11 protein-coding genes are annotated in these 12,502 nt (G+C 43.6%); 5 read left to right on the top strand and 6 right to left on the bottom strand.

All coding sequences use genetic code 11. The features are described 5' to 3' along the window. Positions 1 to 284: 284 nt before the first annotated feature. The 3 genes from ACO03U_RS07310 to ACO03U_RS07320 form a co-directional block, all read right to left on the bottom strand. Positions 285 to 770 carry a hypothetical protein gene (locus ACO03U_RS07310; RefSeq protein WP_161870007.1) on the bottom strand — a complete coding sequence of 162 codons (486 nt, stop codon included), beginning with the start codon at positions 768 to 770 and terminating at the stop codon, positions 285 to 287. Then, positions 760 to 1,506 (bottom strand): FtsX-like permease family protein, encoded by a 747-nt coding sequence (locus ACO03U_RS07315; protein ID WP_204687554.1) that lies wholly within the window; start codon positions 1,504 to 1,506, stop codon positions 760 to 762. Before ACO03U_RS07315 ends, ACO03U_RS07310 begins: the two co-directional genes overlap by 11 nt. Before the next feature lie 276 nt (positions 1,507 to 1,782). Next, positions 1,783 to 3,909: an LTA synthase family protein gene (locus ACO03U_RS07320; RefSeq protein WP_204687552.1), complete on the bottom strand. Its 2,127-nt coding sequence runs from the start codon at positions 3,907 to 3,909 to the stop codon at positions 1,783 to 1,785. A gap of 220 nt (positions 3,910 to 4,129) precedes the next feature. On the opposite strand from ACO03U_RS07320, the gene ACO03U_RS07325 reads away from it, so the two are divergent. From ACO03U_RS07325 to ybaK, 3 genes are all read left to right on the top strand, one after another. Further along, entirely contained in the window at positions 4,130 to 5,299 is a 1,170-nt protein-coding gene (locus ACO03U_RS07325; RefSeq protein ID WP_204687563.1) for a class I SAM-dependent rRNA methyltransferase, read from the top strand. 89 nt (positions 5,300 to 5,388) lie between these two features. Further along, positions 5,389 to 6,168, top strand: a complete 780-nt coding sequence (aroD, locus tag ACO03U_RS07330) for a type I 3-dehydroquinate dehydratase (protein WP_204687550.1) — start codon at positions 5,389 to 5,391, stop codon at positions 6,166 to 6,168. Further along, positions 6,161 to 6,658: a Cys-tRNA(Pro) deacylase gene (gene ybaK, locus ACO03U_RS07335; protein WP_204687547.1), complete on the top strand. Its 498-nt coding sequence runs from the start codon at positions 6,161 to 6,163 to the stop codon at positions 6,656 to 6,658. The genes aroD and ybaK overlap by 8 nt, the downstream gene beginning before the upstream one ends. A 167-nt stretch (positions 6,659 to 6,825) precedes the next feature. Here ybaK and ACO03U_RS07340 read toward each other — a convergent pair whose 3' ends face one another. Further along, positions 6,826 to 8,094 carry a BaiN/RdsA family NAD(P)/FAD-dependent oxidoreductase gene (locus ACO03U_RS07340; protein WP_204687545.1) on the bottom strand — a complete coding sequence of 423 codons (1,269 nt, stop codon included), beginning with the start codon at positions 8,092 to 8,094 and terminating at the stop codon, positions 6,826 to 6,828. Between the two features lie 142 nt (positions 8,095 to 8,236). Here ACO03U_RS07340 and gdhA point away from each other — a divergent pair, with 142 nt between their 5' ends. Continuing rightward, positions 8,237 to 9,580 carry an NADP-specific glutamate dehydrogenase gene (gdhA, locus tag ACO03U_RS07345; RefSeq protein WP_161870001.1) on the top strand — a complete coding sequence of 448 codons (1,344 nt, stop codon included), beginning with the start codon at positions 8,237 to 8,239 and terminating at the stop codon, positions 9,578 to 9,580. A 257-nt stretch (positions 9,581 to 9,837) separates the two neighbouring features. Beyond that, entirely contained in the window at positions 9,838 to 11,181 is a 1,344-nt protein-coding gene (locus tag ACO03U_RS07350; RefSeq protein WP_204687543.1) for a glucose-6-phosphate isomerase, read from the top strand. Positions 11,182 to 11,273: 92 nt separating this feature from the next. Here ACO03U_RS07350 and ACO03U_RS07355 read toward each other — a convergent pair whose 3' ends face one another. Both ACO03U_RS07355 and ACO03U_RS07360 read right to left on the bottom strand, forming a co-directional pair. Then, the gene (locus ACO03U_RS07355; RefSeq protein WP_161869999.1) at positions 11,274 to 11,546 is read right to left on the bottom strand and encodes a hypothetical protein; all 273 of its coding nucleotides are present in this window, start codon (positions 11,544 to 11,546) and stop codon (positions 11,274 to 11,276) included. 246 nt (positions 11,547 to 11,792) lie between these two features. After that, complete coding sequence (locus ACO03U_RS07360) at positions 11,793 to 12,479, bottom strand: MIP/aquaporin family protein (RefSeq protein ID WP_161869998.1); 687 nt, start codon at positions 12,477 to 12,479, stop codon at positions 11,793 to 11,795. Positions 12,480 to 12,502 lie beyond the last annotated feature (23 nt).

The raw sequence follows: 12,502 nt of genomic DNA on the forward strand, positions 1-12,502 counted from the left end.
GAAAAGGCTGATGGTTCAGGAATTAAATGGCGTATCATGCTGTCATTTTGATGTCATAAAAAAGCTGACATTTCCTGCTGCAGAAATCCACCAAATGCTAGCTAAACAGTCATCTAACGAAAAAATTTTATCAATCCTGCTATCCGCATCTTTTTACTCGTAATAAATGAAGTCAAAGAAGCCAACCTTCCATTCTTAATGATAGGAAGATTGGCTTCTTTGATCGTTAGTGTCTCACTAGTCGAGCCTTGGTTTAGAGGCCTGAACTGAGAGTGTTGCTTAGTTTAATTCATCTGTTGAATGGCTTGTGCGAAGAAAGGGTCACTTGTGATAAATAGGATGTCCACGTCTAATTGCCGGCTCATTTGCAAGCAAAGATGTAAAAGAAGTTGGATATCATTGACGGACAAGCCTTGAGAAACTTCCATGAAAGCCAGCTGTTGCGGTCCGCGTAACAGTTGTTGTAACAACTGTAACTGGATCGTTTCGAACTGGGTCAACTGGGCAGCTGTTTTGGCAAAGATGCTCTCTGGTAAAGCTACTAGTTTCAAGGTTGAGGTCAGTTGAGCCTCCATTCGTTGTTTACGAGACAGCCCTAGCAAAATATTTTCCTTCAGCCCGAGATAGGGAATCGGTAACCAGTCGGGATGGATGATGCCAAAAGTGGCCAGCTGTTGGGTCTTTTTTTGTTGAAAAGAGGTTAGTAGCGCTTGTGGATTGGTGGTGTAACAAGCACGGATTTGATTTTTATGTTTTTGTTCAGCAATCATTTGTAAAACACCTCCTGATGGTAATTACCGTAGTAACAAGCGCCAAGGCAATCAGACTGAGTATAGTGAGGGCGGTACCGCCAAGTGCAACTAGAGTGACTTTTAACCAGTGAATGCTATCAAAAGGAATCGCTGCCAGCAAAAGCAAGCCATTTTCGGGGAGGCCTACCCGAATCGGAAAATTACTACTATCAGAGGTACCGCTGGGAGTCACCATCTTGGCAACATCTGTAAACCGATCCAATAGGCGAGATTGGATCCACTGGACGGCAGTTTCCATACTTGACTGAAAAACAATACAAACAAGTGCCAAGCAAACCAGCAACACAAAAGCTGGAATCACCAGCTCAAGAGCGAGTTGACCAATGAAGTGGCGCCGTGTCATACCCAAGCGGCGATAGGCCACCAACTCACACTGACGGCTGCGACAGTAACTGCGGCTTAACAAGAAAAGAACGCCAGCAAAGAGGAGACAGGTGATTCCCAAAATCACATTGTAAAGCGGTAAAACGGACTTTAAATCCGTGAAAAGTAAGGTCAACCAACGTTGGTCCACTTCTGGTAATATCCCTTCTTGGACGCGGTTGGTGATATTTTCCCGTAAATTTAACAAGGTGGCACGCAAGGTATGTAATAGAAACAATATCGGTAAAAAGAGTACCAGACAGAGTAAGTATTGACGTAAAAAACGTTTATGGTATTTTAAACTAGCCAAAGCATGGCGTAGAATCATCACAAGCTCACCCCCAATTTTTTTCGTATAAGCAATGCTGTGGTGGGTCAAGAAAGGTTTTTAAATCAGAATTTTGCAAGGTAGCGAAAGACAGGCAAGGGGTGCAAACCCTTGGCCCACTTTAAAAGCTTTTTCTACTAATAACTAGTATAGGCTAGGATTTTGAACAAAGTATGAATAAGCTAGGGAAAAAGACGTAAAAAACCCGTTAAAAGTGATTAAGCTTTTAACGGGTTGGTTTGATTGGCTTCTAGAACTGGTTCAGCCATTTCAAATGAGTTATTTTGTTGTATCGCTTACTGAGGGGTCACCGTGAAGTTCTTTGTAGGTCTTAGTGACGTACAAGTCTTCGGTGGATTGCCCACCGTTTTCAGCGATGACACTAGTGTTGTCATTACCAGCTTTTGCAGCAGCTTCTTTTAGTTGTTCCAAGGCATCTTTGTAGTTGAACTTGGTGTAATCTAAATCTTTCAAACCGCTCTTATCATAGAAACGGAAGAGGTCACCATTATTGACCTGATCGGAAGCATCTAGCTGGGCGCTGACTTTTTCCTTCAAGGCATCGACTTCTTTTTGTTGTTGGGCAGTGGCGGTGACGATTTCGTTGCCACTAGCTGTGTCGTAGAGAGAACCTTTGTGGTAGGTGTATTTATCAGAAACAAAATCACCATTTCGGAAAGCGACCAGTTGGTCATGGTCAGCGGATAATAAATCTTGGCCCATCATAATGTAGTTTTTGGTATCCACACCTAGTAAGTGCATCAAGGTTGGCAAAGCGTCTACTTGACCGCCATAAGTATGATTGATACCACCATTTTCTTGACCAGGAATGTGAATCAGATAAGGGACTTTTTGCATTTGGGCATTGTCGTAGCTGTTCCAGTCTTCTTTGGTTTTACCTACTAATTCGGCTAACGATTCGTTCCGGCTTTCGGAAATCCCGAAGTGGTCACCATAAAGTACGATCACCGAGTTATCATAGAGGCCGCTCGCTTTCAAGTAGTTGAAGAATTCTTCAACAGCGGCATCCAAGTAATTAGCGGTAGCAAAGTAGCCGTTGATGGTTTCGTCATCGGTTTGCGCCATCGGGAAACCAGCTTCGTCATCGGTAAATTCCGAATAAGGGAAATGATTAGAGACAGCAATAAATTTCGAATAAAATGGTTGAGGCAACTGTTCCAAATACTTCACTGATTGTTGGAAGAAAGGTTTGTCATGTAACCCATATTGGAAGGAGTTGTCTTCGTTGACATCGTAGTATTCTTTGCTAAAGAAATAATCGTAACCCCAGTGTTTATAGGTTTCGTTGCGGTTCCAAAAGGTACTGTCATTGCCGTGGAAGACAGCAGAAGTATAGCCTGCTGTTTGTTCCAGAATATTTGGTGCGGATTGGAATGTGTTTTTGCCCCCTAATTGGGTCATCAAGGCCCCTTGGTTCAAGCCAAACAAGGAATTATCCATCAAGGTTTCTGCGTCACTGGTTTTACCGCCTTTGACTTGGTGATAGAAATTATCGAAGGCAAAAGTTTGTTTGTCATGATAAAGGCTGTTGATAAATGGCATGACTTCGTGTTCCACACCATTTTCGTCTTTCAATTTGTAATCAATCAAAAATTGTTGGGTACTTTCCAAATGGATGTAAATCACGTTTTTGCCTTTTGCAATCCCGAAGAGGTCATCATTAGGAGCCGCATAATGATTTGAAACGTATTTAGCAACATCATCCATATCAGTCGGTGAGGCTTCAGCTCGCACTTGGCTGGCTTGGTAGGTTTGCACGCCATCATAGACAGTAAAAGCATTGATCCCCAGATATTTTACCAAATAATCCCGGGAGAAAGTCCGAGTCAAAAGCTCAGGCCGATCGACTTCCGCCATAAAAAGGTTCCCAGAGAAAATCATGATCGACAAAGTTGTGATTGCTAAAGCCATCCGTGCGCGCACGGGACGTTCATCCATGGTGATTTTTTTGCGAGCAAACAATACCACCAAAGCGATGATATCAATCCAATATAAGATATCGTAGGGACGGAAAAGCTTGATGGCAGTTTCCCCTAAGCCACTAGAAACTTGTCCCGCACCTAACATCGTATTGATGGTGATAAAATCGGTAAACTCACGATAATAGACAATGTTTGAAAAAAGCAACAAGGTCATCAGGGAGTAAATCACCAACATCGTGATGTAGGAGGATTTCTTGCCTTTGACATATAAGGCGATGGACAACATAAAGATGGTTGTCGCGATTGGATTAATGAAGAGAATCAAGTATTGTTGAAAGCTCTCCACGCCTAGTTTGAATTCGGTGAGATAGGCAGCAATATTTTTTACCCAAAGTAAGATGGTTAAGAGGCCGAAAAAGCCCAGTCTTGAATTTACGAATTTCGGTAGTTTAATTTTGTTCACGTAATTGTCCTTCCTTTACTTCAAATGGATGCATTATTGAAAGGTGTTTTCATAAATTTCATCATGTTTCATTTTACTAGTCCAAAAATGGCGTGTCAATTGAAACAATGGGCTTTGTGCATTATTTAGCTTTTCTTTAGTTTCGGTAGATGACAGACAAATAAGGCGGTTTTTGATATACTCAAAAGGAAGCCATTTGATGGAGCAAGGACGTGTAGTAATGAAGTGTAAAGTGAAGAAAAAGGCGGAGAAGAAGTTTCGCCAAGGGTATCCATTAATCCTAGCAGAAGACCTAGAACAAGTACCTACTACCCAAGATTGGGTTACTTTTTTAGATAGTCGCGGCCAATATTTGGCGACAGGTTACTTAAGTCCACAAAATAAAGGCGCCGGCTGGCTGTTGGATTTTAGCCAACGAGAGCTAGATGAGGCTTTTTTTGTTGAAAAAATGACTCTTGCCAAAGAAAAACGCCAACCTTACTATCTAGATGAAGGGACGAGTGCTTTTCGCTTATTCAACGGTGAAGGGGATGGTGTCGGCGGACTGACTATCGAGCTATACCAAGACTTTGCTGTGTTTTCTTGGTATAACGAAACGCTGTATCACAAGCGTCAACTACTGGTGAATGCTTTTCAAAAGGTTTTTCCTGAAGTGGTGGGGGCTTATGAAAAAATTCGCTTTAAACATGCAGACTTACCAGAAAGTCAGCATCTATATGGCGCTGATGCACCGGAGCCTTTACTGGTGCAAGAAAACTTCGTCAATTATGCGGTGTATTTAAATGAAGGGTTAATGACGGGAATCTTTTTAGACCAAAAAGAGGTTCGGGGTCGTTTGGCTGAAGGGTTGGCTAGTGGGCTAAGAGTGTTGAATATGTTTAGTTACACTGGGGCATTTTCTGTCGCCAGTGCGATGGGTGGGGCGGTGGCTACCACGAGTGTCGATTTGGCTAAGCGTAGTCTCGAAAAAACACGGGAACAATTTCGAATCAACGGGATCGATCCTTTGACACAAAAAATCCACGTGATGGATGTGTTTAGCTATTTTGCTTACGCCCGTAAAAAGGACCTGACTTTTGATCTGATCATTTTGGATCCGCCAAGTTTTGCTCGGAATAAAAAACAGGTCTTTACTGTTCAAAAAAATTATGGAGAATTGGTGGCAGATAGCCTGTCGATACTGGCAGATCAGGGTTTACTGATTGCCTCGACGAATGCCGCGAACTTATCTGTCGCTAAGTTTAAAAAAAGTGTAGAAGAGCAGTTCCAACTGGCACAGGTTAAGTATCGGCTTTTGGAAGAACAGCGATTGCCGGGGGATTTTACAGTGAATCCAGCCTTTACTGAAGGGAATTATCTGAAAGTCTTTATCTATGAAATCAAGAAATAAGCTATTTAAGCGACGATCAAGCAAATGGCTTTCCTGCTGACAGGTTTTGGTGGGAAGGGTTACCAAATAACTTTTTTTGGAGGCTAGTTATGGAATTCAAGTTGAAAGAAACCATTTTTGGTGTAGGACGCCCGAAAATTTGTGTCCCCCTTACTGGCAAAACAGCTGAGGACATTACCCAACAAGCCAAAGCGGCAGAAGCAAGTCCAGCCGATGTAGTGGAATGGCGAGTGGATTTATTCGATCAAGTCACGGATCTTGCTCAAGTGTTGAATCTGTTGTCTCATCTAAAGACGATTTTGCGGGATAAATTACTTTTGTTTACCTTCCGGACTGAAAAAGAAGGGGGCAAGCCGCAAGAGTTTACTCTGAAGCAATACCGTGAACTCTATGAAGCGGCAGCGGCAAGCGGTGCCTTGGATTTGGTGGACATCGAGTTAGAGGTAGCGGAATATCTCGGACGCAAGTTTATTCAGCTTTTTAAAGAGCAACAGATTGCCATTATTTTGAGCCATCATAATTTTGAAAAAACGCCGGCTGATGGCGAGTTGGTCTTGAAGTTAAGCATTATGAAGCAATTTCATGCGGACTTGGGAAAAATCGCGGTTATGCCCAATTCTTTAAAAGATGTTCTGCGCCTGATGAATATCTCGAGTAAATTGCGAGAACTGGTGGATTTGCCTTTAGTTTTGATCTCCATGGGGGATATGGGGAAACCAAGTCGGATCAGCGGTGAATTGATTCAATCGGTCATGACTTTTGGCTCCTTAGCTGAGGCTTCTGCACCGGGGCAAATTCCCGTAGACCAGCTGGTTACGATTTTAGACGCCATGCATATTGAAACCAATGGAAGTGAAAGAAATGAGTAAGAAAAAAATACCTAAAACCAATGCGATTCGCTTGGTCGAACAAAAGAAGATTCCCTATCAAGAATACACTTACGCCTGGCAAGAAGACCATCTTGGTGCGGATAGTGTCGCAGAAGAACTGGGGCGTAACGAAGACCAACTATTTAAAACCTTAGTGGCAGTAGGAAATAAAACCGGTCCCATCGTCGCGGTGATTCCTGGGAACCGCGAGCTAGATCTCAAAAAAATCGCCAAAGCCAGTGGCAATAAAAAAGTCGAAATGTTGCATTTGCGAGATTTGGAAGAAACCACGGGCTACATCCGCGGCGGTTGTTCACCTGTGGGGATGAAAAAACTTTTTCCCACCTTTTTTGATGCCCGAGCAGAAAACTTTGCGACAATCATCGTTTCAGCCGGACGTCGCGGACTCCAGATGGAACTGGCACCAAAAGATTTGGCAACTTTGGTGAGAGGTCAGTTTGTCGATTTAACCCTTGATTTAGAAGAATAGAACCCTAAAAAGCCCAGTCCTCCTAATGAGATTTACTCCTTAGAAGGGCTGGGCTTTTGTGAATGGACTAAGGTCTGTCTAAAATTTCAAAAAGGCAAAAGGTGATTGGCTTTGGCATTGGTCGCGGATCTTGAAGCTGAGGGGGAATCTGATCTGGTGAAACTGGCTTACCAATAACCGGCAAACTGGGCAGCATGTTGTCCGGCAACATGACCGGTACATAAAGCAGTTGTGATATTGTAGCCACCAGTATAGCCATTGATATCTAAGACTTCTCCGGCAAAAAACAATCCGGAAACGAGCTTAGAAGCTAGCGTCTTTGGATCGATTTCTTTGAGGTTGATCCCACCGGCTGTCACGAAGGCCTTCTCCAAACCAATCGTTTGCTTAATCGTGATAGGAAAGGTTTTTATCAGATTTACTAGCGCATCTAGCTGTTTTTCGGTGACTTGTTTGGCTTGTGTGTCGGTTAGCTGAAGTTGGTCTACAAACAAGGCCAGCAGGCGGTCAGGCAACAATTGCGCCAACGCATTTTTTACCGATTTACGATTGTCACGAAAGAGCTGTTGAAGCTGGGTGCTAAGTTGGGCATGGCTAGTTTCTGGTAAGCAGTCTAGCTGTAGCAAGACTGCTTCACCGGGGGCTTGTCGCAGTTGGCGATTGACAAAATAAGCACAACGCAAAGCTGCCGGGCCGGATAAGCCAAAATGGGTAAACAGTAGATCCATTTGGTGGGTGACTTCGGCTTTTCCTTTTTTATTCAAGACGGATAACGCAACATTTTGTAAAGAGAGACCCGTTAAAGCCCCGCTTTTAATAAACGGATCTTCGGAAATCAAAGGGGCTTCGGTGGCAAATAGCGGGGTCACCGTATGGCCCAAGCGTTTGGCAAATTGATAGCCATCCCCAGTAGAACCTGTTCCAGGATAAGTGATTCCGCCGGTGGTGATTATCACACAAGGGGCGTGGGTATCTCCTTTGGCACTGCGGACTCCCTGAATTTCGCCGGTTGCTGCGGTCAATAGTTTTTCCACGGTTGTATTTGTTTCGATAGTCACTCCTGCATCTTTAGCAGCAGTGACTAAGGTGTCGATGATCGTCCGGGAGCGATCCGTGACAGGAAACATCCGTCCATGATCTTCCTCTTTTAAGGCAACTTGTCTGGCAGCAAAGAAGGCCATGATATCTTGATTATTCCACTGGGAAAAAGTGGAGTAGAGAAAGCGACCATTGCCGGGGATGTGTTGAATAAGGTCAGCCACTGGACGATTATTGGTGACATTGCAGCGACTGCCACCAGTCATGGCCAGTTTCTTTGCTGGTTTCTTGTTTTTTTCTAATAAGAGTACCGAAGCCCCTTGTTCGGCGGCAGCAATCGCGCTCATTAAGCCGGCTGGACCGGCACCCACTACGATCACATCGTAATTTTTATGCATGTTGACACGTCCTTTAATGAAAAGATTAGGATTTTTTTAGATGAATAGACGAAATTTTCTGTAGATTTAACCACAGGAGCTAGCAAATCTGCTAAAATGGAGAAGTAACTTTTGGACAATAAAGGATATTGGAGGATGATTTATGACAGCACAAGACTATGTAAAGACCATTGGCGCTGCTTTACACGAGAAAGACGCCAACCAAGCCGAATTTTTGCAAGCCATGGATGAATTTCTATCCACAGTGACCCCTTATTTGGAAAAACATCCTGAGATTGAAGCACATAATCTACTAGCGGTGCTGACTGAGCCAGAGCGGTTCATTCAATTTCGGGTTCCTTGGCAAGATGATCAAGGAACCTGGCAAGTCAATCGCGGCTATCGGATCCAATTTAACTCTGCCTTAGGTCCTTACAAAGGTGGCTTGCGCTTTCATCCCAGTGTGAACTTATCGATTTTGAAATTTTTAGCTTTTGAACAAGTTTTCAAAAATGCGTTAACCGGCCTGCCTATCGGTGGTGGGAAGGGCGGCTCTGATTTTGATCCGAAAGGCAAGTCAGATGCGGAAATCATGCGTTTTTGTCAAAGCTTCATGACGGAGCTTGCCAAACATATCGGGCCCAACTTGGACGTACCAGCAGGAGATATCGGAGTTGGCGGTCGGGAAATCGGCTACCTTTATGGTCAGTATAAACGATTGCGGGAATACGATGCGGGCGTTTTGACTGGTAAACCACTAAGTTTTTGGGGCAGTCTTGCGCGGACGGAAGCTACCGGTTATGGCTGCGTTTATTTCGTCAATCACCTGTTAGCATACAACAAGGATAGCTTTGAAGGCAAACAAGTGATGGTTTCTGGTTCAGGAAATGTCGCCATTTATGCCATCGAAAAACTGCAACAACTGGGAGCAAAGGCGATTACCTGCTCGGATTCTACCGGTTGTATCATTGATGAAGCCGGCATTGACTTAGCCCTTTTGAAAGAAATCAAAGAAGTTAAAAGAGAACGCCTAAGTGCTTATCAAGAAGCTAAACCAACGGCTACCTATATCGAGGGCTCAGTATGGGACCAAAATGTGAAAGCTGATATTGCGCTTCCTTGTGCCACCCAAAATGAAATCGATTTGGAACAAGCTAAGCAATTGGTAACAAACGGGGTCAAAGTCGTAGCTGAAGGAGCCAATATGCCTTGTAACTTAGCCGCGGCGGAATATTTCATCGATGCCGGCGTCCATTATTGCCCAGGGAAAGCGGCCAATGCTGGCGGCGTGGCGGTTTCAGCTTTGGAAATGAGCCAAAATTCCCAACGGTTGACTTGGACCAAAGAAGAAGTGGACAATCGTCTAAATGATATCATGAAAAATATTTATGAAACTTGCCGAGATACCGCCAAAGAAAATGGCGCGGAAAACAACTATATGTTGGGAGCCAATATCGCTGGGTTTGCACGAGTATCAGAAGCGATGCTCAGTCAAGGTCTTGTCTAGGATAAAAAAACAAGTTTTCCTTTCGTAATCATCCTGTTTCGAAAATCCTCTGTGGCTTGTTCGGCCTTTACGGACAGGTTTTCAGAGGATTTACTTTTTTCCCGTCATGATAGCTTTTTCACAACAGTTACTGCTTGAAAAAAAGCCTTGAAAACCGTAAAGTAGTAGATGTAACGAAATGTTAATCTTGACTGTGGGTTGAGTGAAACAGTTTCCTTTGCTCAGGCGACAGTCACACAATTGAAGGAGGAACAAGAATGGCACACATTACATTTGACCACTCCAAAGTGGCACCTTTTGTCAATGAACATGAACTCAGCTATATGCAAAGCCAAGTGACAGCAGCTCACGAAATGTTGCGTAATGGGACTGGCGCAGGTTCAGACTACATCGGGTGGGTGGACCTTCCAACCAACTATGACAAAGAAGAATTTGCTCGTATCAAGGAAGCCGCCAAAAAAATCCAATCAGATTCAGAAGTATTGGTAGTCATCGGGATCGGTGGTTCTTATCTCGGTGCCCGAGCTGCGATTGACTTTTTGAATCATACTTTCTACAACTACATGAACCGGGAAGAAAAGAAAACGCAAATCTTCTTTGCCGGTAATTCCATTTCATCCACTTATTTGGCTGATTTGATTGAAGTGATTGGCGACCGGGATTTCTCTGTCAACGTCATTTCAAAATCTGGGACAACAACGGAACCAGCAATTGCTTTCCGGGTCTTCAAAGAAATGCTCATCAACAAATACGGTGAAGCAGAAGCCAACAAACGGATTTACGCTACTACAGATAAAGCCCGTGGTGCAGTGAAGGTGGAAGCCGATGCCAACAATTGGGAAACATTCGTGATTCCTGACGATGTCGGCGGCCGCTTCTCCGTCTTGACTGCTGTCGGTTTGTTGCCAATCGCTGCTAGTGGGGCTGATATCGATGCCTTGATGCAAGGGGCTGCAGATGCTTCCAAAGAATATTCTTCAGATAAATTGGAAGAAAACGAAGCCTACCAATATGCAGCTATGCGTAACATCTTATACCGCAAAGGCAAAGTCACCGAATTATTGATCAACTACGAACCAGGCATGCAATATTTCTCTGAATGGTGGAAACAATTGTGTGGCGAATCAGAAGGGAAGGACCAAAAAGGCATTTACCCATCTAGTGCCAACTTCTCTACTGACTTACACTCCCTTGGACAATATATCCAAGAAGGTCGTCGTAATATTTTCGAAACGGTTGTGAAAGTTGAAAAACCTCGCAAAAACGTGAAAATTCCAGTCCAAGATACCGATTTGGATGGTTTGGGCTATCTCCAAGGCAAAGATGTTGATTTCGTCAACACCAAAGCTTACCAAGGTGTTCTCTTGGCCCACACAGATGGGGATGTACCAAACTTATTGGTAACTATTCCTGAAATGGATGCTTACACACTGGGGTATGTTATGTACTTCTTTGAAATTGCTATCGGGATTTCCGGTTACTTAAATGGAGTCAATCCATTTGACCAACCAGGGGTCGAAGCTTACAAGAAAAACATGTTTGCTCTTCTTGGCAAACCTGGTTTTGAAGAACTTGGAAAAGAATTAAACGATCGTCTTTAAACCAATCGCATAAAACAGACCACTTCTAGCCGTGAAATACTTGGCGAGAAGTGGTCTTTTTCAGCTCTCCTGTTGCGATAGCTAGCGAGCCCTTATCCTTCTGGTGTCCCGATGACTTTGATGTAATCATCCACATTGAGAATCGTCATATGTTTGACTAGCAACTGATTGCGTTTGTTGCGGCGACCAGTGACGTGGATGGTATATTTATCGACAGGGAGTCGAAAGATATATGCAGATAAAAAACGATCACGAATGACGCAGTCGAGGGCATCTTCATCATTTTTCAAGCGCATTAATGAAAGCATGATGGGTTTTTCTTGAAGTAGGGCCGTTTTGACGAGAACCCCTTCGAATTCTTCCATGATTTTTCACTCCTCATGGTTTATTGGCTAAAGCCGTACGTTTATTATACAAGACTTGTCAACTAGACTCCAATATCTCGTTTGCTGGCTTTTAGGTGTAAACAAGATTTGTGATACTTTCTACATCTTGGCTTTCGTCTAATTAGCAGCTTAAGCTTAAAAAGGGGGTCATAAAAAAGCTTATCTTCCCATTCTTTAAAAGGAAGATAAGCTTTTGGTTTGCGTGTTGTGGATTGTTCTGATGAATTAGTCGTCGTCTTCAGTTAAGCCTTCTTCACTACCCATGAATTTGGCAATGAAAGCAGCGACAATGGCACCAACTAGTGGGGCAAACAAGAATACCCAGTAGTGAGAAAGGGCAGTACCACCGGCGAAGATTGCTGGACCAAAGCTACGAGCAGGGTTCAATGAGCCACCGGTTAAGTTGGATGCCAAGATGATCAAAAGACCAAGAGCGGCACCGATAGCAATGGAAGCCATTTGTTTGCTACCGTATTTTTTACTTGTAACCATCAAGATCACAAAAATGAATAAGAACGTAATCAATGCTTCAAAAGCAAAAGCCATACCAGCGTTGATGTTGGTGAAGTCTGTTTGACCATAAGAACCAGCAGGGACACCTAAAGCATTACCTAAAACACCAACACAAGCCGAAGCACAGACGGCACCCACCAATTGAGCTAAGATGTAGAATAAGCCATCTTTGACAGGGACCCGATCATTGATGGCCATCGCTACTGTAACTGCGGGGTTGAAGTGACCATCTGACAAACCACCGTGGCCGATAGCGTAATCCATCAGGGTAACGGTCAGACCAAAGGCTAAACCAATTGTTAGTGGATCAGGATTGACCAAGACAACCACACCGGTACCAACGAAGACTAACATAAAAGTCCCGATAAACTCTCCAAATATTTTTCTGAATAATTCCATAATAAGACATCTCCTTTTCTATC

Origin of the sequence: Enterococcus diestrammenae (assembly GCF_049384045.1) — a bacterium.
Taxonomy (GTDB): domain Bacteria; phylum Bacillota; class Bacilli; order Lactobacillales; family Enterococcaceae; genus Enterococcus_C; species Enterococcus_C diestrammenae.